General features: G+C 28.4%; 23 protein-coding genes and 2 pseudogenes. 9 read left to right on the forward strand and 16 right to left on the reverse strand.

The features are described 5' to 3' along the window. On the reverse strand, positions 1-861 hold the full coding sequence (locus G4D72_RS04300) for a hypothetical protein (RefSeq protein ID WP_166076383.1): 861 nt from the start codon (positions 859-861) through the stop codon (positions 1-3). Positions 862-941: 80 nt separating this feature from the next. On the opposite strand from G4D72_RS04300, the gene G4D72_RS04305 reads away from it, so the two are divergent. Then, entirely contained in the window at positions 942-1,937 is a 996-nt protein-coding gene (locus G4D72_RS04305) for a glycosyltransferase family 2 protein (RefSeq protein WP_166076384.1), read from the forward strand. Here the strand turns inward: G4D72_RS04305 and G4D72_RS04310 are convergent. Then, on the reverse strand, positions 1,914-2,861 hold the full coding sequence (locus tag G4D72_RS04310; RefSeq protein ID WP_166076385.1) for a glycosyltransferase family 2 protein: 948 nt from the start codon (positions 2,859-2,861) through the stop codon (positions 1,914-1,916). The genes G4D72_RS04305 and G4D72_RS04310 overlap by 24 nt on opposite strands. Positions 2,862-2,959: 98 nt before the next feature. Between G4D72_RS04310 and G4D72_RS04315 the strand changes: the two genes are divergently transcribed. Both G4D72_RS04315 and G4D72_RS04320 read left to right on the forward strand, forming a co-directional pair. Next, complete coding sequence (locus tag G4D72_RS04315) at positions 2,960-4,144, forward strand: glycosyltransferase family 4 protein (RefSeq protein WP_166076386.1); 1,185 nt, start codon at positions 2,960-2,962, stop codon at positions 4,142-4,144. A 52-nt stretch (positions 4,145-4,196) separates the two neighbouring features. Beyond that, a complete protein-coding gene (locus tag G4D72_RS04320; RefSeq protein ID WP_166076387.1) occupies positions 4,197-5,267 on the forward strand; it encodes a DegT/DnrJ/EryC1/StrS family aminotransferase in 1,071 nt (356 codons plus the stop codon). On the opposite strand, the gene G4D72_RS04325 is transcribed toward G4D72_RS04320, so the two are convergent. After that, on the reverse strand, positions 5,264-6,541 hold the full coding sequence (locus G4D72_RS04325; RefSeq protein ID WP_166076388.1) for an ATP-grasp domain-containing protein: 1,278 nt from the start codon (positions 6,539-6,541) through the stop codon (positions 5,264-5,266). The two genes, G4D72_RS04320 and G4D72_RS04325, sit on opposite strands and share 4 nt — an antisense overlap. A gap of 209 nt (positions 6,542-6,750) precedes the next feature. On the opposite strand from G4D72_RS04325, the gene G4D72_RS04330 reads away from it, so the two are divergent. The 5 genes and pseudogenes from G4D72_RS04330 (at position 6,751) to G4D72_RS04350 (ending at position 10,768) form a co-directional block, all read left to right on the forward strand. Further along, on the forward strand, positions 6,751-7,317 hold the full coding sequence (locus G4D72_RS04330; RefSeq protein WP_166076389.1) for an L-threonylcarbamoyladenylate synthase: 567 nt from the start codon (positions 6,751-6,753) through the stop codon (positions 7,315-7,317). A 123-nt stretch (positions 7,318-7,440) separates the two neighbouring features. After that, positions 7,441-7,774 (forward strand): annotated as a pseudogene (locus G4D72_RS04335) (GxxExxY protein). Positions 7,775-7,821: 47 nt separating this feature from the next. Beyond that, positions 7,822-9,282 carry a CCA tRNA nucleotidyltransferase gene (locus tag G4D72_RS04340; protein WP_166076390.1) on the forward strand — a complete coding sequence of 487 codons (1,461 nt, stop codon included), beginning with the start codon at positions 7,822-7,824 and terminating at the stop codon, positions 9,280-9,282. Between the two features lie 62 nt (positions 9,283-9,344). Next, a pseudogene (locus G4D72_RS04345) lies at positions 9,345-9,727 on the forward strand (GxxExxY protein). A 24-nt stretch (positions 9,728-9,751) separates the two neighbouring features. Then, entirely contained in the window at positions 9,752-10,768 is a 1,017-nt protein-coding gene (locus G4D72_RS04350) for a COX15/CtaA family protein (protein WP_166076391.1), read from the forward strand. On the opposite strand, the gene G4D72_RS04355 is transcribed toward G4D72_RS04350, so the two are convergent. The 3 genes from G4D72_RS04355 to G4D72_RS04365 are packed head-to-tail and all read right to left on the reverse strand — an operon-like array spanning position 10,758 to position 12,414. Beyond that, positions 10,758-11,273, reverse strand: a complete 516-nt coding sequence (locus G4D72_RS04355) for a SixA phosphatase family protein (RefSeq protein ID WP_166076392.1) — start codon at positions 11,271-11,273, stop codon at positions 10,758-10,760. The genes G4D72_RS04350 and G4D72_RS04355 overlap by 11 nt on opposite strands. A gap of 54 nt (positions 11,274-11,327) precedes the next feature. After that, the gene (locus G4D72_RS04360) at positions 11,328-11,921 is read right to left on the reverse strand and encodes a thioredoxin family protein (protein ID WP_166076393.1); all 594 of its coding nucleotides are present in this window, start codon (positions 11,919-11,921) and stop codon (positions 11,328-11,330) included. A gap of 7 nt (positions 11,922-11,928) precedes the next feature. Continuing rightward, positions 11,929-12,414 (reverse strand): TlpA family protein disulfide reductase, encoded by a 486-nt coding sequence (locus tag G4D72_RS04365; RefSeq protein ID WP_166076394.1) that lies wholly within the window; start codon positions 12,412-12,414, stop codon positions 11,929-11,931. A 143-nt stretch (positions 12,415-12,557) separates the two neighbouring features. Here G4D72_RS04365 and G4D72_RS04370 point away from each other — a divergent pair, with 143 nt between their 5' ends. Then, positions 12,558-13,334 carry a CDP-alcohol phosphatidyltransferase family protein gene (locus G4D72_RS04370; RefSeq protein WP_166076395.1) on the forward strand — a complete coding sequence of 259 codons (777 nt, stop codon included), beginning with the start codon at positions 12,558-12,560 and terminating at the stop codon, positions 13,332-13,334. On the opposite strand, the gene G4D72_RS04375 is transcribed toward G4D72_RS04370, so the two are convergent. The 10 genes from G4D72_RS04375 to G4D72_RS04420 form a co-directional block, all read right to left on the reverse strand. Further along, positions 13,331-14,083 (reverse strand): LytR/AlgR family response regulator transcription factor, encoded by a 753-nt coding sequence (locus tag G4D72_RS04375; RefSeq protein WP_166076396.1) that lies wholly within the window; start codon positions 14,081-14,083, stop codon positions 13,331-13,333. The genes G4D72_RS04370 and G4D72_RS04375 overlap by 4 nt on opposite strands. Positions 14,084-14,123: 40 nt before the next feature. Next, complete coding sequence (locus G4D72_RS04380) at positions 14,124-14,438, reverse strand: 2TM domain-containing protein (RefSeq protein ID WP_166076397.1); 315 nt, start codon at positions 14,436-14,438, stop codon at positions 14,124-14,126. Between the two features lie 99 nt (positions 14,439-14,537). After that, the gene (locus G4D72_RS04385) at positions 14,538-14,846 is read right to left on the reverse strand and encodes a 2TM domain-containing protein (protein ID WP_166076398.1); all 309 of its coding nucleotides are present in this window, start codon (positions 14,844-14,846) and stop codon (positions 14,538-14,540) included. A gap of 80 nt (positions 14,847-14,926) precedes the next feature. Further along, the gene (locus tag G4D72_RS04390; protein WP_235922447.1) at positions 14,927-15,265 is read right to left on the reverse strand and encodes a 2TM domain-containing protein; all 339 of its coding nucleotides are present in this window, start codon (positions 15,263-15,265) and stop codon (positions 14,927-14,929) included. Continuing rightward, positions 15,265-16,605, reverse strand: coding sequence for a histidine kinase (locus G4D72_RS04395; protein ID WP_166076399.1), 1,341 nt, complete (start codon positions 16,603-16,605; stop codon positions 15,265-15,267). Before G4D72_RS04395 ends, G4D72_RS04390 begins: the two co-directional genes overlap by 1 nt. Positions 16,606-16,621: 16 nt before the next feature. Further along, a complete protein-coding gene (locus G4D72_RS04400) occupies positions 16,622-17,245 on the reverse strand; it encodes a hypothetical protein (RefSeq protein ID WP_166076400.1) in 624 nt (207 codons plus the stop codon). Between the two features lie 353 nt (positions 17,246-17,598). Further along, complete coding sequence (locus G4D72_RS04405; protein WP_166076401.1) at positions 17,599-18,210, reverse strand: cupin domain-containing protein; 612 nt, start codon at positions 18,208-18,210, stop codon at positions 17,599-17,601. A 1-nt stretch (position 18,211) separates the two neighbouring features. After that, on the reverse strand, positions 18,212-18,769 hold the full coding sequence (locus tag G4D72_RS04410; RefSeq protein ID WP_207784856.1) for an RNA polymerase sigma factor: 558 nt from the start codon (positions 18,767-18,769) through the stop codon (positions 18,212-18,214). Positions 18,770-18,927: 158 nt separating this feature from the next. Then, entirely contained in the window at positions 18,928-19,716 is a 789-nt protein-coding gene (locus G4D72_RS04415; RefSeq protein WP_166076402.1) for a PhzF family phenazine biosynthesis protein, read from the reverse strand. A gap of 105 nt (positions 19,717-19,821) precedes the next feature. Next, positions 19,822-21,780: a DUF349 domain-containing protein gene (locus tag G4D72_RS04420; protein ID WP_166076403.1), complete on the reverse strand. Its 1,959-nt coding sequence runs from the start codon at positions 21,778-21,780 to the stop codon at positions 19,822-19,824. Positions 21,781-21,827 lie beyond the last annotated feature (47 nt).

Genomic DNA, 21,827 nt, shown 5'->3' on the forward strand with positions numbered 1-21,827 from the left:
TTATTTAAATAAAAATTTAAACCATTGTCCGAAGTTTTTTTTCATTAAAAACCACTGACTAATTTTCATGTTTTTATCATTTTTGAAGTTTTGTAAGACCTCATTCATTGAATTTCCTTCCATGAAATTAACGGTTTTCCAATCCATCGGATTTAAATAGAAAAAACCTTGAATGTCTTTGTAATTGGTTTCGTTAACGCTATCCCATTTTTTCATAAAGCTTTCTTTATCAATTTCAGCATTATGTCCCCAATTGTCTAATTTCTGTATTAAATCTTCTCTTTTTCTCGATAAACAATCGTGTAAAGCAATAGAATTTACATAGATAGAACGACATTTTCCATGACGCCCAATTTTATATTTTGGTTGATTTGTAGCAACCATAAACTTATCAAACTTGTCTACATACAAAACACCGCCATTTACATTTTTGTATAAATTTATTTTGAAGCAGCATATTTGAACGTGTTCTTTACTTGTTAAAAAATGATTGTTTTCTTTAAGATAAGTAGTAAATTTTTTGAAATCAAAGAAGTATTCATCAGAATCCAATTGAATGAGCCAATTTCCAATTCCCATTTTTTCTGCTAAAAGTTTTCTTTCTCTAATTTCACATTCCATTGTTGTTAAGTCAGACTGATAAAAATCATCTTCATAAATTACAATTTTTTTATCTGTATCAAATGCTTTTATCCATTCGAAAAAACTATCATCAATATGAATATCTGAACCATTCCAAGTTTTTCTATTTTTATCAAGCGCCAAAAATATTTCATTTGATTCCTTATAAATAGGAGGAATTGCAAATTTTAATAATTCGTAATCGTATGATACTAAAAAGCCTACTTGTATTTTGTTCATTTTATAAGTTTTTACAAATATATAATTAAATTCAAACATAATAAATTATATATTTGTCCTATTAATAATTTAATTTCATTATGAAAAAATTAACAGTAATAATGCCTGTTTATAATGGCGAAAAATATTTGGTTGAAGCTATTGAAAGTGTTTTAAATCAGACTTTTGAGGATTTCGACTTGTTAGTTTTAAATGATAATTCAACTGATAGTACCTCTAAAATTTTAGAAAATTTTTGTAAGAAAGATAATAGAGTAAAAGTTATCACAAAATCAAAAAACGAAGGCCCAGCTAATCTTAGAAATGAAGGAATTGAAAAGGCAAATACACCTTTAATTGCCTTGTTAGACGCTGATGATATTGCATTGCCAACACGTTTTGAAAAGCAAATTCAAATTTTAGAAGCGGATGACGAATTGGCTTTATGTGGTACTTGGTTTACTATTTTTGGAGATAAAAAAGAAAAAATTATTAAACATGCTGTAATGCATGACGATCTAAAAGTACAATTTTTACACAGTTGTGGTTTAGGTAATTCAACTGTTATGTTTAAGAAAAGTGCGATTCAAGATTTGCGTTTTGAACACAAATATGTTCCAGCAGAAGATTATGGTTTGTGGAGTGAATTTATAGCCAATTCAAAATTTTATAATATTCCAGAATCTTTAGTCCGCTACAGATGGCATCCTGGAAATATTAGTCAAACCAAAGAAGAAAACCTCCGAATCGCAGAAATTGCTATCAAAAAAAGACAATTAACGCGATTAGAAATAGATCAAAATTCTAATAATGCGATTTATTATGTTAATGCAGTTTGCTTAAGAAGAAAGCAATCTTTTGAAGACATTAAACAAACGATTGCTGCTTCTAACGAATTGTTAGAAAAAAATAATGTATTACAATTCTACAATCAAAAAATATTTCAAAAACATATCGAAAGAACCATTTTAAGAACCATCAGAAATGCTAACAAGAATAATTTAAGTTATTTCAAATACGTTAAAAACGATTCAGGTTATTTCTCTAAAATTAAAACTTTAGATAAAATCGTATTATTTTTTAAATGCCTTTTTTAAAGAATACTCAAGAATTCTTTTGTAATATTTAAATTTTACCGATGTTTTTGCTGTTGGAAAAAATAATTTCAGAGCTGTTTCTTCTTCTGATGTCAGTTTGTCATTTGTAGCATATTTAATTCGTAAAGCATCAAAAGCGGCATGACGTAAAAGTGATTCAATATTTTGTGCAATGTTTTTAGTTTTACTTTCTGGAATCGCATCATACATTTCTTTTACATTCAAATAGGAGGAATAACGTTGAAAAAATAATGATTTCATAGAGTAAACACCGCCGACATGAATACGGTAAACGGCCGTTTTTTCATTCATAAAAGCGCCAAAACCTTTACGTAACAAAATCATATATAAAGAATTATCTTTAAAATGAGTCAAGCTTGAAAGTAGTTTGATATCCATCGCTTCCTTTTTGAAAACAGTCGTTAAGGTTAACGTGCAATACGGATGAAATAAATTGTTGTAATCTATTTTAAAAATTGTATCCGTAATTTTAAAGTCGTTTTCAGTAAAATTAGTTCCGTTATAGTTTAAATAATCTGTCCAACAAACCACAAATTCTGAGTTTTGTTCTAAAAAGTCAACTTGTTTTTGCAATTTGTTTTCATCTGTCCAATAATCGTCACCTTCGCAAATGGCAATATATTTTCCTTTGGCGGCAGGAAAAGTAAATTCACTCCAAATATTAACATTTTGAGAATATTTGTTTTCTGTTTGAAGAATTGCTTTTATTTGATTTGGATATAAATCTTGATATTTTTTTATGATGTCACTTGTTCTATCAGTGGAAGCGTCATCATGAATGATAATTTCAAAAGGAAAATTCGTTTTTTGTAATAAAAAACCTTTAATTGTTTCTTCTAAATATTTTTCTTGGTTGAAAGTATGACAAATAATGCTAAGTAAAGGTTGATTAAATAAACTCAAAATTTAAATTTTATTAATAATAACAAATATAATTAAATTTAGATTTCTATCTAATAAATCTATAATATTTGGCTATTTTTGTTAAAATAAAAAATGAAATGAAAGAAAAAAAAAATATTTTAATGATTTGTTCTTGGTTAGATGTTGAAAAAAATATTGGTTCTTTTTTTTGGGAACAAGCTGAAATTATGCAACCAAAATATTCAATCATTTTATGTAATTTTAACAAAAAAACAATTAAATTAAAAAGCATCTTTTCTTTTTTTAAAAGAAATAAAATTTCAGAAATAAAAGCACCAAATGGAATTGTTACTTATCAAATTAAGTATAATTATTTTAAGTTTTTACCTGAAAAAATTAATACTCTCATATTAAAAAATTCTATTAAAAAATTTAATGTTTTTTTAAAAAAAACGAATTTTAATATTGATTTAATTCATGCACAAAGTATTTTTAATGCTGGGCTAATAGGATTATATTATCAAAAGATAGAAAAAATACCATTTATTTTTACTGAACATAATCAGTTTAATTTAAGAAATAAAACAAGGTATGAAATTAAATTAGTTAATCAAGTTTTATCTAAATCTTCTAAAAATTTAGTTGTAAGTTATGATAAAATTAGACAATTTGCAGCAAATGAATTTTATTCAAACTTTGAAGTAGTTGGCAACAGTATCAATGAAGAAGTATTTTATTTAGTTGATGAAAAAACAAACAATGAATTATTTACAATTACAACTATTGGAGCTTTTGACCCAATTAAAGACCAAATAACTATTTTAAAATCTTTAAAGTTAATTGACAAAGAATTAAAAAATAAAGTTTTTTTTAATTGGATAGGATTTAATGGTTGGGGATTTAATAATACAAATCAAGTAACAGATTTAATTAATTCTTATAAGTTTGAAAATATCAAAGTAAATTTATTTGAAAGTTTATCAAGAAACGAAATTGCATCAAAATTAAGAGAAACTAATTTATTTCTTTTTAGCAGTATTTCCGAAGGTTTGCCTGTTTCTGTTATTGAAGCTTTGGCTTGTGGTGTTCCAGTATGTACAACAAGATGTGGAGGTGTAGATGAATTGATTGACGATTATAATGGTAAAATAATTCAAATAAAAGACTATAAAGATATGAGTAATTTCATACTTTATTTTATACAAAATGAATATAAATATGATAAAAAAGCAATTTCTAAAGAGACAATTGTAAAAAATGGGAAAGTTGCTTTTTTTAATAAATTAGATGAAATATATTCATCAATAATTTATGCTAAATAATATTATAAATTACCTTTTAATTTAATGTACTTTTGTATTTTAAAATTTTTATATGATTAATGTAACAAAAACATTTTTACCGACAATTGAACGTTATCAATCTTATCTCAATAGAGCTTGGGAAAAAGTTTGGCTCACCAATAGAGGAGAGTTAACGCTCGAATTGGAACAGAAAATTAAGGAAAAATATCAAATAAATGCTATCATTATTACAAATAATGGCACAATTCCACTACAAATTGCTCTAAAATTATTAGGCAATCAAGGAGAAATAATTACAACACCATTTTCCTATGTAGCCACAACTTCTGCCATTATTTGGGAAAATTGCAAACCTGTTTTTGTAGACATTCATCCAGAATATTTATCTATTGATGAAACTAAAATTGAGGCAGCTATTACGCCAAATACTACGGCAATTTTAGCTACTCATGTTTTTGGAAATCCATGTGAAGTTGAAGCCATTGAAAAAATTGCAAAAAAATATAATTTATCCGTAATTTATGATGCGGCGCATTGTTTTGGTGTGACATATAAAAACAATTCGATATTTAATTATGGAGATGTCAGTACGTGTAGTTTTCATGCCACTAAAATTTTCCATACAGGTGAAGGCGGTGCAATGTTTTGTAATGATAAAGATGTATATCATAAATTATACTACAGTCATAATTTCGGTCATAATGGGCCTTTAGATTTTTATGGTTTAGGAATTAATGCTAAAATTTCGGAATTGCAATCGGCAATGGGTTTAGCTGTTTTTGATCATTTAGATCATATTTTTAGTGAACGAAAAAAAGTAGTGGATTTTTATATGGAAAACCTAGATTTTACTTCACTTTCGGCTATGAAAATTAGAGAAAATACCGAATGGAATTACAGTTATTTTCCTGTAATTTTTAATTCTGAGGAAGCTTTACTGAAGGTACAACAGAAATTGAATGAAGCAGAAATATTCCCTAGAAGGTATTTTTATCCTTCATTAAATACGATTGATTTCGTAAAGGGTGAAACCATGCCAATTTCAGAATCTATTGCCTCTAGAATTTTATGTTTGCCTTTGTATGTTGGTTTGACTAGTAATGAAATAGAATTAATTGTATCAATTCTCAATAAGAATTAGTTTTTCCAATCTAATAAAGCCTCAATGCTGTCTATGTTAAAGCATGGAATGTTAAGTTTTTCCGAAACATCTTTTCGTTCAGCAAAAGAATCGTCTATGAAAATTGTTTTTTGTTTGTGTTTAATAGCTTGACTTTTTAGGTCGGTTGGTTGAAGAACGATTATTTCCTCAAATAATGTTGTTGGAATACAAAGGTTTTCTAAAGTAGTATAAATGTTATACTTGTGTTTTGTAATTAAGTATAATTTGATGTTTTCATTTTTACATTGATAGATAAATTTCATTACGTCAGTATTTACTTTAGTTTTAAAGGTTATGGTATCATCAAAGTCGATGTAAACGTTTTCGTATTTGTAATCTATTTTAAAACGGGAAAATAGAGCTCTGTCTATTTCTACATTAAAGTTGTTTATACAGATAGAAACATCTATATCCATTTCGTTGAAAATACTTAATTGTATAAAATTGACACCTAAAATCCTAGACAAAGCCATCGTTCCTGCAATTCTTGGAGCAATTTCCATTAAAACGAATTCTCCAATGTTGTTTTCTTTAACTTGAAAAAACCAAACACCATTAAATTTTATTTCTGAATTTATTTTTTCAGCAAGTTTTTGAAATTTTTCATTAAATACCAATTTAGAATTCACACTGATTCCGTTATTAATTCTAGCCCTTTCTCTGGCTTGACTATATAATAATTCTCCTTTTTTGTTAGTAAAACAATCAATTGTATATTCTTTACCGGGTAAATATTCTAAAGCTAATAAAGTAGGATCTTTCGCAAAATAAAAATCTATTTCTTCTTGCGAATTCACCTTATAAGTGCCTTTACTACCTTGTCCAACATCAGGTTTTAAGAAAACAGGAAATGTATTACAATTTGTAATGTTATAAATTATTGGTGTTGGGATTTTATTTTTAAAAAATTCATATGTTTTTAATTTAGAACGTGTTAATGAACATGTGTTAAAGTTTGAGGTAATAACTTTTGCATGAATATCAGAACTATATTCTGATAGTTTTAGTACAACCGAATCGTGAGCTGGAATGATAAAATCAATACTAAGTTTTTCTATTATTTCATTTAGAATAGCTATAAAATCAGGTTCGTCAATATGTGGAATAGATTCTATATACTTTTCATAAACATATTTTCCATGATCTGGATAACTATTTGCACCAATAAGATTAAAATGTGTACTGTGAGCTAGAGCTCTATTAATTTCTAATCCAATTTCTGTTCCGCATGGAAATACTAATACATTTTTCATTAAATAGTTAGTGCTTAATAATTTAGTTTTTATTTTTTCTACTTAGATAAATAATTTTTTTTAAAAAAAAATCAGGTCATTTACATTTGCTAATATAGTATTTTTGTAAAGATATACTATGAAATTCGAGTGTTTTTTCTTTTTTCACACATCAACATCTTTTTTTAAAGGTTATTTTTGATTTAAGTAATATCTTTACAAAAAAAAACATGAATATGAATATAGAAATTCATAACGCATACGAAGTCATTAAAAATGGTGGAATTATTCTTTATCCAACAGATACAGTTTGGGGCATTGGTTGTGATGCTTCCAACGAAGAAGCTGTAGCAAAAATTTATGCTTTAAAACAACGCGAAGAAAGTAAAAGCATGATTTGCTTAATGAATGGAGAAAAAATGTTGTACAATGTTTTTGCAAAAATTCCAGAAGTGGCTTGGGAAATTTTAGATCACTCAGAACGACCAACTACATTGATTTTAGATCAACCTAAAAATGTGGCGAAAAATATTATTGCAGAAGATAATACCTTAGGAATTAGACTGGTAAAAGAACCTTTTTGCTTTAAATTAATGGAAAGAATGAAGCGTCCGCTAGTTTCTACCTCTGCAAATATTTCGGGTCAACCTACGCCCATGAATTTTAAAGAAATTTCTCCAGAAATTATAAAAGGAGTCGACTATGTTGTAAATTTGCATCACGATAAAGTTTGCAAAAAACCATCGGCAATTATTAAATTAACATTGGATAGTCAGGTTAAGGTAATTAGACGATGAGACAATTAGTCAATTGATAATTGATTACTGTTAGAATATATATTAAGAATAAAATATACGCCACGAATTCACTAATTAAAATTAAATGTCAAAGATCATTTATAAAACGAAAGTTATATATTGATGGGTATCTTGTTTGATATTCATTCCAATTTAGGAAAAGGTTTTTCTGAAATTGTTTATAAAGATGCAATTGAATACGAATTAGAAAAATCATCGATTTTTTTCGAACGAGAAAAAGTATATAGCGTGAAGTACAAGGACATATTTGAAGCATAAATTTTATGCTGATTTTGTAGTTTTTGATGCAATTATTTTAGAAATAAAATGTTGTAATTCGATTTCTGATTCTCACATTGCACAAGCAATGAATTATTTAAAAGTATCAAATAGTAAATTAGCAATAATAGTTAATTTTAATAATAATTCTCTCGAGTTCAAAAGAATTGTTTTATAACATTTGTAAAATTCGAAATTTGCAAAGCAAAATAATTTATTAAGAAAATGCATTCGAGAATTCGTGGTAAAAAAAACACACAAACTGTGGTCAAAAACTATAAAGAAAAGTTAGAAAATAAAATTTTCAATATTATCTCTCAAGCTGCCAAAGAACTTCAACTTGAATGTTATGTGATTGGCGGTTTTGTTCGTGATATCTTATTGGAAAGAAATCATAAAAAAGATATCGATATTGTTGCCGTTGGTAGTGGTATCGAATTGGCTTTACATGTTTCCGAGTTGCTTCCTAATAAGCCTAAAGTCCAAGTTTTTAAAAATTATGGAACTGCTATGTTGCGCTATAAAGACATGGATATTGAGTTTGTAGGTGCAAGAAAAGAATCTTATACACATGACAGTAGAAATCCGTTAGTGGAAAACGGAACGTTAAAAGACGACCAAGAACGCCGTGATTTCACTATTAATGCGATGGCTTTTTCATTAAATGCTAATAATTTTGGAGATTTAGTAGATCCGTTTAATGGAGTTTCAGATTTGGAAAATAAAGTTTTAAAAACACCTTTGAATCCAGATGTCACTTATTCTGATGACCCATTACGAATGATGCGAGCGATTCGTTTTGCCACCCAATTGCATTTCGAAATTGAAAGTGAATCTTTAGCTTCAATCACCAAAAATAAAGATAGAATTGCCATTATTTCTGGAGAAAGAATTGTAGACGAGTTGAATAAAATTTTGTCATCCGATAAACCCTCTATTGGTTTTTTACATTTGTTTCAAACAGGATTGTTAGATATTATTTTGCCAGAATTAACGGCTTTGAATAATGTAGAAGAAGTTGAAGGGCACACACACAAAAATAATTTTTATCATACATTAGAAGTAGTGGATAATATTTGTCCGAATACAGACGACGTTTGGTTACGTTGGAGTGCTTTATTGCATGATATCGGAAAAGCACCAACGAAAAAATTCAACAAAAAACAAGGTTGGACGTTTCATGGACATGAATTTTTAGGTGGAAAAATGGTGAAAAAAATCTTCGAAAGATTACACATGCCTTTAAATCAGAAAATGAAATTCGTACAGAAAATGGTCATGATGAGTTCAAGACCAATTGTATTAGCTGAAGATATCGTCACAGATTCAGCGGTACGACGTTTGGTTTTTGATGCGGGTGAAGATGTTGAAAATTTAATGACATTGTGCGAAGCTGATATCACTACGAAAAACAGTAAGAAATTTCAGAAATACCACAATAACTTTAAAATTGTTCGTAAAAAAATTGTAGAAGTAGAAGAGAAGGACCGAGTTCGAATATTTCAACCGCCTATTTCTGGAGAAGAAATTATGGAAATTTTCAATTTAAAGCCTTGTAGAGAAATTGGAGTGTTAAAAGAAGCTGTGAAAGAAGCTATTTTAGAAGGCGAAATTCCAAATGAATACCAACCCGCTTTAGATTTTGTAATGAAAAGAGCAGCAAAATTGGGTTTAAAGAAAATATAAGTTTACCGCAGATTCACAGATTTTTTTAATTTTAGCCATATACACAAAATACACGCCTAATCATGGAAGAATATTTATTCAAAAACGAAACATTTAAAATAATTGGAGTTCTGTTTGAAGTTCATAAAAACTTAGGAAAAGGTTTTGCTGAAATTGTTTATAAAGATGCAATTGAATATGAATTTCAACAATTGGAATTTCGTACGAAAGAGAAAAGGAATATCTTGTAAATTATAAAGAAACTACTTTAAAACATAAATTTTATGCTGATTTTGTTGTGTTTGGAAAAATAATTTTAGAGATAAAAACAGTTAGTGTTTTTGACAATGCTCATATTAGTCAATGTATGAATTATTTAAAAGTATCTGGAAATGAACTAGCATTATTAGTAAATTTTAATAAAGTTTCATTGGAACATAAAAGAATAGTATTAACAAAAAAATAATCTGCGAATCTGCGGTAAATTTAAATGAAAAAATATTTCCTTACAGCTGCGAAAACAGCTTTAGTTTTAGTGTATTTAGTAATATTAGCGGGTGCTTTAGTTCGTATGACTGGCTCGGGAATGGGTTGTCCGGATTGGCCTAAATGTTTTGGATATTACATTCCACCAACAGAACAAAAAGAGTTAGAATTTACTCCTAATAAATCTTACGATGAAGGTCAGGTTATAATTAAGAATGAAGGTTTATTAGTAGCGAAATCTGATTTTATTTCTACAACTACTTTTTCTGAAAGTGATTGGGAACCTTATACCAAACACGATTATGCCATTTTTAATGCGGCTCACACTTGGATAGAATATATTAACAGGTTATTTGGTGCTTTAGCAGGACTTGCTTGTGTAGTGACATTTATATTAGCTTTCGGATATTGGAAAGAGAATAAAAAAATTGTAATCTATTCGTTTTTAGTTTGTGTTTTAATGGGATTTCAAGCTTGGTTAGGAAAAACGGTGGTTGATTCGGTTTTAAATCCTGTAAAAATTACTACACATATGTTAGCTGCTTTTTTAATTGTAGCTTTACAATTGTATGTGATTTATGTAGTTTCTGTTAAAAATACTATTAGAAAATACGACAAGAAATTCAATCTAACTATTGTTGTAGTTTTATTACTTACTGTTGTTCAGGTGGTTTTAGGAACCTATGTTCGTGAGTTTATTGATACGGTTGAAAAATCAGGTGCTCCAAAAGAACTTTGGTTATTAAAACCAGAGCTTACGTTTTATTTCCACAGAAGTTTTTCGATAGTTGTGTTTTTAGCTAATTTGTATTTATTACTAAGAAATAAAAATTTACAATTAGGTTTTGAAAAAGTAAATTGGATCGTAAGAATTTTACTTTTCGAAATCATTTCTGGTGTAATAATGGTGTATGTCGATTTTCCTTTCGGTAGTCAGACCTTACACTTGGTTTTGGCAACTTTCTTATTTAGCGTTCAGTTTTACTTGTTTTTGGAGAGTAAAACTAAACCTAGTAAGTGATCAAACTACAATCTATAAATTCATTGTTTTTAAAGGTAAGAATCCAAATTTTTCCGAATTCGGTTTCTGCTAATTGCTCGAATTTATTGCTTTTTATCAAAGTGTTTACCAATGCTGGAATCGTATTTGAATGTCCGGCGACTAACATCGTTTTACCTTTGTTTTTTAATAAATTTTCCGAAAATAATTTGTCTGAAGGATTATAATTAGAAATTTTTAGGTTTCTTTTTTTAGAAACTATTTCTAAAGTTTGTTCCGTTCGTTTATACGGAGTAGCATATAAAGAATCGATTTTTATATCTGCCAAAAGCGTGTTTAATTTCTCAGCTCTTAAAATTCCTATTTCAGATAAAGGTGGGTTTTTCGTACCATCATCTGCTTTTTCAGCATGTCTAACTAAAATTATTTTCGTGATAGTTGTTTCATCTACGGGAGTGCTTTGTGAAAAACCTATACCTACGAAACTAAAAAAGATTAACAGTGTTTTAAAAATGTACTTCATCATACTAATTAAAAAAAATCCAGTATTATAAGTAATACTGGATTCAAATATAAGTAATTATTTTTTTACTTTAATTGAGCAACCAATTGCTTTAGTTGTGGCTACTGTTGGATCTTTTCCTTTTTCTAAATCGGCAATTGCGTTTTCTAAATATTTTACTTTAACTGCAGCAGCATCATCTACATTATCATCAATCGCTCCAATGTATTTAACAATTAAATTTTTGTCTAATAAAAATACATGTGGTGTTTTTGTAGCGCCATATTGAGGAAATATTTTCTGACCTTCATCCATTAAATAAGGAAAGGTAAATCCTTTTTCTTTAGCTCTTTCTTTCATTTTTTCAAAACTATCATCAGGAACTACTGTTGGATCATTGGGATTAATCGCTAGTAAAACATAACCTTTCGATTGATATTTCTTAGCTAATTCTATAACTCGATCTTCATACTTTACTGCAAACGGACAATGATTACACGTAAAAACTACAATGAAACCTTTAGCTTCTTTGTAATCAGACATGCTGTACATTTTTCCATCTACCGATTTTAGTTTGAAATCTGTTGCTTTGTCACCTGGTTGGTAACCCGAAAGGGTTGTGAAACTCATTAACATTACCATAATAAAGGTAATCATTCCAATTTTTTTCATGTTGTTTTTATTTAGTTACTATTTGATTTACAAATGCGTTTAATTCTTCATAGTCAGAAAAGTCTTGCTCTACAAAAAATTTTTTATCTTGATTAATAATCAAAGTGGCAGGAATTGATCCAGACCAATTTTTATCCACTTTTGGTAGCCAATTGTTATAGTTTTTGTCAGCTAAATAAAGGGAAGTAAAAGTGAATTTCTTTTTCGCTAAGAACGGTTTGAGTTTACTATCCAATTGTTTTTCAAAGTCTAAACTTACCATAATGACTTTTACCTTATCATTTTCGGTATTTAATTTTTCAAAATATGGTAGCTCTTTAACACAAGGCGCACACCACGTTGCCCAAAAATTAATGACCAACGGTTTAGATGTATTTTCTTTGATATAAGTTTCTAATTCATCATACGTTTTAAATGAAATTAAGTCTTGACCTTTTGCAGTAAGACAAAATAAAAAACTAAATAAAAAAAATAAAAATACCCCTTTTCTCATAATGATTAATTCTTGTTACGAATTTAGTAACTTAGTTTGCAAGTTTCTATCAGATTAACATAAAATTATAATAAAAAAGCTTTAAAAATAAACTATATTTGTCGTCTGACTATATTGTCGCATTTTAGTGATTACTTTTTTTAATGTCAAAACTCGCAGCGCAGGATAAATTTTTAGATTTATCAGATTATGGAAGATCTTTTGGAAAGTTTTTAGCCAATAGTTTAAAAAATACTCGTTTTACACCGATACACGTTACTTTATTATTTGGAATATCTGGTTTAATTGCTATCGGTTGTATTTTGAATGGAAATTATTTTTGGGCAGGATTTTTTATCGTTTTAAAATCTGGGATTGATGCAGCTGATGGCGAATTAGCTCGTTTAAAAAATACACCTTCTTATGTAGGAAGATATTTAGATAGTGTTTTCGATATTATTTTGAATTTTTTCATTTTCATGACCATTTGTTACGTTTCTGAAAGTACAATTTGGTATGCACTTCTGGCATTTTTTGGCATTCAGCTACAAGGAACTTTATACAATTACTATTATGTAATTTTAAGAAATAAATCAGTTGGTGGCGATACAACCAGTAAAGTTTTCGAATATAAAACTCCGAAAGCACTACCTGGTGAAAGTCAAAAATCAGTGAATATTCTTTTTAAAATTTACACCATCGTATATGGTGTTTTTGATAGAATTATACATTTTTTAGATCAAGATGCTTACAAAGTAAAATCATTGCCTAATTGGTTTATGACACTAGTTTCTGTTTACGGATTAGGTTTTCAGTTGTTAATAATTGCTGTTATGTTGCCATTAGGATTTTTGCAATATATTGTTCCATTCTTTATTTTATTTACGCTTCCAATTGTCTTAATTATTGGAATTAGGAAATATGTTTTGGTAAATAATTAATTGATCCAAGTTTTAAAATCGCTTACTTTTTCTCTGGCTACAATTACTTCATCATCTTTATAAGTTGGTAGAATAATTTTTAATCGCGAATTCGAATACATTTGAATTTCTTTAACAGATTGTAACGGGATGATAAATTTTCGACTTATTCTGAAAAACTGATGCGGATTTAATTCTTTTTCTATGACTTCTAAAGATGTATCAATTAAATAGTTTCTATTTTCTAACGTATGAATGTAAGTGCCTTTGTTTTCACTATATATGCATTCAATTTCATCAATCGTAATTACTTTTAACTGAGTGCCAATTTTTACTGAAAAGCGTTTTTTGTATTCTTTTTCTGCCGGATTGACTAACATTCGTTTTATCGCTTCAAAATCTAAAGAAATGCTTTGCGTAGAAGTTCTGGCTTTAAATTTATTCACAGCAATTTCTAAATCTTCTTCGTCTATTGGTTTTAGTAAATAGTCAATACTGTTTAATTTAAAGGCGCGTAATGCATATTCATCATAAGCTGTTGTAAAAATCACAGCACTTTTAATATCAATAGCTTCAAAAATTTCAAACGATAAGCCATCAGATAATTGTATGTCTAAAAAAATTAAATCGGGATGTGAATTATTTTGAAACCATGAAATAGCTTCTTCAACAGAATGTAACATCAACATTACTTCTAAACCTAATTTTTCTACTTTACGTTGTAATAATCTTGCAGCTGGTTTTTCGTCTTCTATTATGATAATATTCATGCTTTTTTATTTAAAATTTTCGGCAAATTAACAAATTAAATTATTGCCACATTTCTTTATTTTGTTTTTCTTTTTCCATAAATTCTTTTATTTTTCGTTCTTCCCAATTTTCACCCATAATCCAATTCGGCATAAATACTGATAATCCGTGAGAAAGTAATCCAATTCCCCAAAAGAATGCTGTCAAGAAATTTTTATATTGAAAATAACTTTCACCTTCTTTTAAATTACTAATGTTAAAATAAATGATTGCAATATTAATTACTACATAAACAGCTGCATGAGAATAAAACCCTTTGATTTTTTTTACTCTACTAAGTGCTTCTTGGTATTTGATTTCTTCTTGAGTTGTCATAATTTTTAGTTTTAATTTTTTTTATGTTTTTTAATGCAATACAGATTAAACCGCATTTATCAATTTCTATAGTTTCTCCGATCCGTGTTTGAATTGATCTTATTGAAATTTACGTTCTTGATTTTTTTCTTTATCCATCATTTCTTTGATTTTTCTTTCTTCCCAATTTTTTCCAAAAATAGGCATTACATCAAATGTTTTTAGTCCATGAAAAACTAAACCAATTCCCCAGAAAAAAGCAAGTTTAAAGGCATGCCAAATGCTTTCACCTTCGTCTATGTTTTGGGTTTTTTTAATGATAATAAAAGCGTTTACAATAATGAAAATAATTAAGTGTGTATAGAAACTTTTAATTTTTTGAACTTGTTTTTGTGCTTCTAGATATTTTATTTCTTCTTGAGTTGTCATATTATTTAATTTTTTTAGCCATTAGTTAGTTTGAAAGTATTTTTTTTGACCACTGATTACTATTATTCATTTTATCTGTTTTAGAGATTTGAAATTCGATCTTCATTTTGTTTTTTTTCTTGATTCATAAATTCTTGAATCTTTTTTTCTTCCCAATCTTTTCCGAAAAAAGGAACAATTTTAAATACACCAATGGCATGAAAAACAACCCCAATTCCCCAACCTAACATGGGCCAATAAAACCATAAATGATTAGGTGAATATTTTAAATTTATAAATGCCAAAAATGAAATTACTAAAACAAAAGAAATTAAATTGGCATACCAACCTTTAATTTCAGCAACTCTTTTTTTAGCTGCTTGATATCTTTCGTATTCTTGATTATTATTATTATTATTATTATTATTATTTTCCATCATTAGTTCCAATTTTTATTATCCTGTTTTTCTTTATTCAAAATTTCTCTAATTTTCTTTTCTTCCCAAGCTTTTCCGTATCCGAATGTTTCAATGGCATGCATGGTTAATCCGAATCCCCAACCTAACATAGGAAACCAAAACCATTGAAAGTTTGAGGTGTTCATATTGATAAGAATTAAAATAGGAATCACTGTACAGTAAGAAATTAAATTTCCATAAAATCCTTTTAATTTTTCTACACGTTCTTTTGCTCTTATATAAGACATGTTTTCTGAAGCTATAACTTTTGTTTCCATAGATATTATTTGTTTGGTAAGAATTGGTAATTTCACTTTAAAAATGGTTTCCGATTCTTGTATGATTACTTTTCTTTTAGTTAAAATGGCATATCGACTCACAATATTTTGCAATCCAACGCCTTTTCTGTCTTGCAAAACTTCTTTAATTTGTTTATTATTTTCAATGATAAGTTCGTTTTTATCAATGTATATTTTAATATGTAGTGGTTTTTTTTCACTTACTATATTATGCTTAATACAATTTTCTAACAATAACTGTAACGAAAGCGGAACCACTTTTGCTTCGTCATTTTCAAATTCAGGTAATTCGAAAGTGATACTGTTTTCAAAACGCATTTTCAAAAGATTCATGTACGTTTTGGCAAACTTTAATTCTTCTTCAACAGAAACCAGTTCTTTATCTTTTTGCTCTAATACATAACGGTATACTTTTGACAATGAAGTGGTGAACTTTTGTGCTGCATCTGGATTTTCCTCTATTAACGAACTCAATACATTTAAACTATTAAATAAGAAATGCGGATCAATTTGATTTTTTAAACTTTCAAACTGAGCAGAAGCAGAACCTGCGATGATTTTTTGTTCTTTTAATTTGTTTTCTTGATACCATTTGTATAGATATATAAAATGAACAATTAGTAAAATAATGAACGTAAAAATCGACGAAACAATATAATTTGATGGCGTCTCTTTAGCTAAAAATTCAGATAATGTTTTTCCTTCTATTAGTACATTTTCAAAAACACGCAATAAAAATATTACCAGTGTTGAAAGAAAAAATGAAGAAATAAATCCGATAAAAATTCTCTTTTTTGAAAAACGTTCTTCCTTAAAAAAACCGTCTAAAAATATAAATAAAGTGGTATTTGCTAGGTGTAATGAAACACTGTAAAGTAAAGTATATAAGAGAGTTAATTTCAATTTATGATCAAATGAAACGTCATCTCCGTTTAAAAAATTAATTAAAACGATTACACTAAAAACGCTAAATCCTATCACAATTGCTCTTGGAAATTCTCTTATATACTTATTCTTTATCATCTTTTCAAATTTTGTATTAATTACATTTTGCTGCTGCTTCTTTCGCTCTTTCTAAACCCCATGTTGGGTGAAATGGTGTTTCTGGTTTAAAAGTAGCAAATAATTCAATAGAAGCTTTTATTTTTTCACACATAGGCTTAGTATCTTCACCAAAATATTCGGCACCACCTTTTTCAAAACTTGCTTTATTAAAAACTACTCTTGGATTTTGAGGTGCTATTTTTTCTGCTTTTCCATATAAAAATAACACATCTGGGTATAACTTTTGTCCATTTATCATAGGATCATACATAATCCAACCCGTATGAATCATAGCTTGCATAACAATAACTTCTGCGTTTTCTGGTGCTAATGTATTAATTTCATCTTGTGCTTTTTGAGCTGCTTCTAATAACGTTTTGATTTTTACTTTGTCTTTTTCTTGAAATGATTGAAAAGTGTTAATTGCAGCAATGTAATATTTAGGTAACCAGTTTGTTTTTTCTACAGAGGCAATTCTTTCAAATTGAGCAATTGCTTCTGTGTTTTTTCCTTCGCCCCATAATTTTAAAGCGCTTCCCATTCCTTTTTCAAATTGTGTTTGTGCACTTGCTACAAAACTTACCAATACTAATGCTAATGTTGTAATAAATTTTACCATGATTTCTAAATTTTAATTGTTTAGTTAATTCTTAATTTTTTTTTGAAATTGACATTTATGTTGAAAATGCCTTTTTACTAGTTCTTGTTTTTTGATGAAGCAAAGTTGCACCAGAATATTCAAATACGAAATTTAAAACTACCGAACTGTAATTTTTTAAGGATGAATTGTAATTGGAGCAGGAAGTAGGTAGATAGTGAGATAAGGTGATGGAGAAATTGGGAGATAAAGAAAAGGGGAAACGAAAGTGAAGATGCAATTTTAAATTTTAAAATTGAAATGGTACTTTTTAGCAATCAATTCTTAAAAAAAACGCTCAAAATCGGTTGACTTTGAGCGTTTCTATTTACATTTTAAGCGGCTACACGTTGTAGAATGACCTTGCATGGTGAGGAAGAAGTAACTTTAACATCATGATCTACATATAAAGGGATGGATAAATAATCACCTGGAATAAGATGATGTACTTGTTCTCCAATTGTTATGTCACAGGTTCCTTCAACTATTAAAAAGTGTTCCATTTCGTTGGTGTGTTCTTCTGGTGGTGCACCGTATCTTAACCATACAATTAGTGTTTTTGCTTCTGGTGTGGCTGCAATAATTTTAGCATGAAGTGCATCGAAATCATCAGGAGCTTGCATATTGTCTCTTTTTAACCAAGTATCAAAATCTTCAATTTTACTATTTTTATTCAGCCTTGGAGGATTAGCAACTTCTTCACCATTTTGTAGTCTTTCTGTATAATTTATGGTAGTCATAATCCATTCTTTGGTAGCTTCAGAAATTTCAGGAGCTATTTTTTCAGCATAAACATTTAATGCCTGTTCAATCGCTTCGATTTCTCTTTTAAGTTCAACATGAATTGCAACTAATTCACTAATTTCAGTATTTTCTTCTTCAGAAGTTAAACCTAAAACGTATAATTCTAAGATTCCTGAATTTATGTAATTTTCTATTGTATCCATTTTATTTTTCTTCTGTCTTTTCTTTTAATTGGTCTCTTAAAACGAGTAAGGCTTTTCTCATTTTTGTTTTTACCGTTCCTAAAGGAATAGCTAGTTTTTCACTTATTTCTAGCTGTGTAAATCCCCTGTAATAAGCAAGATCAATTAATTGTAGATCTTCATTTTTTAATTTGTCAACGACTTCTTTTAATCCAATCGTTTCAGAAGATAGATCTTCTGTAAAGATGCGATTAATTTCTTTTCCATTATTTGAAATATTTTGGTTTTGATTTTTATTTTTTTTGGATCTTAAATGATCGATAGCCACATTACGTGCAATGTTAATCATCCAAGTATAAAGTCGTGCTTTATCACAATCATAATTTTCAAAATTATTCCAAATTTTAATGAAGGTGTTTTGAATTAAATCTTCTGTTTCTTCATAGTTTTTAATTATACCAAAAACTATACCAAATAAGGCCTTTGAATAATTATCATATAAGTAGGAAAATGCTTTTTGGTCTCGATTCTTAATTAAAACCACTAACTCGTCTTGATGGTATTGTGTTTTTACTTTCAAATTAATTATTGTTAATAAAATGGATAGTTTTTAATACGATTGATTTAAGGATTATTTACTTGATGTAACATAATTGTATAAATGTAAGTATTTATTTTAACTTTTAAGAGTTCTTAATCTATTTATTTCATATTTGATAATATTTTAGTTAAATTATTTTAATCAATCCAAAAATGTCCAACAGAATAGGTTCTTGCTTGACCGCTAATTACGACTCTATTTTCCTTGTTTGTACAATTTAATTTTCCAATCCTGTTAGATAATTGCATAGCTTTAAGTTCGTTTTTTTGTAAACGTGTAGCCCAAAAGGGAATTAAAGAACAATGTGCCGAACCGGTTACAGGATCTTCCAAAATTGTAGCTTGTGGTGTGAAAAATCTGGATACAAAATCGCAGGTATTTCCTTTTGCAGTAACAATAACTCCACCATGTCCTAAATTAATTTGATCGAAAAAATGTCTATTTATTTGTATGTGTTCGATAGCTTCTTGGTTGTCGTATACTAAAACATAATCTCTAGATTTATAAATTTCTTTAGGTTGAATATTTAAGGCTTTAGATATGGTTTCAGGCAATTCACTTGCAATTGGCATTCTAGAAGGAAAATCTAAAAAATAATAATCATTTTCAACTTCAACTGTTAAGTCGCCGCTGAGCGTTTCAAAAAATATTGTTGAGTTCGGATAATTTAAGATACTTTTTATGCAATGTGCAGTAGCAAGAGTAGCATGTCCGCACAAATCCATTTCAATATCTGGCGTAAACCAACGCAAATGAAATTTTTCTCCTTTTTTTACAAAAAAAGCAGTTTCTGCTACTGCATTTTCTTTTGCAATTTGTAGAAGTAATTCGTCGGGTAACCATTCCGTTAAAGGTACAACACAGGCTGGATTTCCTCCGAAGATTTTATTGGTAAAAGCATCTATTTGATATAGTTCTAGTTTCATGGTTTATGAGTTTTTTGTTTTAAGTAGTGTAATAATTTTTAAAGATGGAATCAAATATATTATTTAGTAAAATAAAAAAAGACTGCTTTCACAGTCTTTCTTACATTAAATATCGTTTAACTTTTTTAATTTGTCTTTCCAAAGTTGTAATTCTTCTTTATGTTTTTCAATATTCTTTTGAACTTCTTTTACAAACGGATTGTTTCCTTTTGCGTTACTAAAGAAACCGATATTGTTTTCTAATTGATTGATTTCGTTTTTTAATTCATCAATTTTTCTTTTTATGAAAATTTGTTCGTTTATAATGGCTCTCTGGTCGTTTCCTTCCGAAAGTTGATCTAAACGGTTACTAAATTTCATCATTTCCGAATCTTTTTTAGATAAACTTAATTTTTCAAACAAAGCATCTAAAATTTTATTGAATTTTCCTTCAATATGACGACGATTTTGAGGCACTTTTCCAAACTCTTTCCAAGTGGCAATATGAGCTTTTATGGCTTCTAAATCTGTTTTGTGTTCTCCTACTAATTCAAAAGTTCGTAGGGTTTCTAAATATTCTTTTTTCTTTTCGAAGGCTTCAACTTCAATTGCAATTTCTTCTTTTCTAGAATCGTGAAGTCTATCAAAATATGCATTGCAGGTTTTTCTGAAAGTTTCCCAAATTTCATCAGATTGTTTTCTTGGCACGTGTCCAATTTTTTTCCAATCTTCTTGAATTTGCTTCATAATTGGAGTTGTTGATTCGAAATCTTCGGTATCTACATTTGCTTTTGCCTTTTCAATTAAGGCTAATTTCAACTCTAAATTGTGGTGTTGTTCGTTTTTAATATCTTTATAAAAAGCATTTTTGGTCGCATTGAAATTGCGAACTGCATTTTTGAAATTACTCCAAGTTTCTTCTGTTGCTTCAGCTGGAACTCGACCTGTTTTAAAGAAAACGTCTCGTAAAGCTTCTAATTTAACAATTTGATTTTGCCATTCTGCATGATTTGCTACTTTTTCGTTGCTTAATGCATTTATTTGTGCAATAATTTCATTTTTATGGGTTAAATTCTCTTGTTCTTTTTCTTTAAATTGTGAAGTTATTGCCTCACGTTTGTCATGAAGTAACTTTGTAATTTCGCTAAATTCTAACCAAATTTTTTCTCTATTTTCTTTATCAACTGGTCCGATTTCTTCTTTCCAAACACGATGTAATAATTGTAATTCTCGGAACGATTTGTTAATATCTGGTTGATCAACTAATAGTTTGGCTTTAGCAATGATTTCTAGTTTTTGTTCTAAATTATTCTTAAAATCGGCATCTCTAATTTCTCTATCTAAATGTACAATTTCGTAAAATCTATCAACATGAAAATGGAAATTATTCCACACTAAATTATATTTGTCTTTAGGTATTGCTCCAGTATTTTTCCAACGTTCTCTGATTTCGTTGAATTTTTTAAACATGTCTGATATATTAGAATCAGTACTTGCAATTAAAGCTTTTAATTCCTCAATTAAGTTCGTTCTTTCGGTTAAATTTTGTTTTAACTGATTTTCAATATTCTTAAAATTACTATTTTTTTTGTTTCGATATGTAGTAAGAAATTGATCGAATTTTACTTTAAGAGGAGAATGATATTCAAATTCTGCATCTGCTTCATTTTCAGCATAAAAAGCTTTGCGTTTTTCCTCAATCATGTGATGATATTGGTTTAAAAACGCTTTTTTTACATCTTCAATTTGGTTTTTGAAAAGTAGTGCTTTTTCATGTCCAACAAGTGTTGACAATTCGTCTACTAATTCTTCCATTGTAAGCGTTTCATACTCTTTTGACGCAATTTCTAAATCGGCAGGAATCGCACCTTCTTCATTAGCTTCCGCTAAATGATTGTCTATTTCTTCTTGTGCAGAAACAACAGCTTTCGTGGCTGTTTCTTCAGTAAAAGATTGTTTTTCAGTTACTTCGGTTTCCTGAATTTCAATTTCATTTGTTGCAGATTCCATTGTGCTGTTTTCTATTGAAGCGTTTTGCTCTTGTCCATCTGCTTGTTGCAGGCTATCATTCAATTCTTCTAACATGTTATAATGCTTAAGTTTAGGGTTCGAAGATACCAAAACACGTGGAA

The organism is Flavobacterium difficile, assembly GCF_011392115.1.
In the GTDB taxonomy this organism is placed as follows: Bacteria; Bacteroidota; Bacteroidia; order Flavobacteriales; family Flavobacteriaceae; genus Flavobacterium; species Flavobacterium difficile.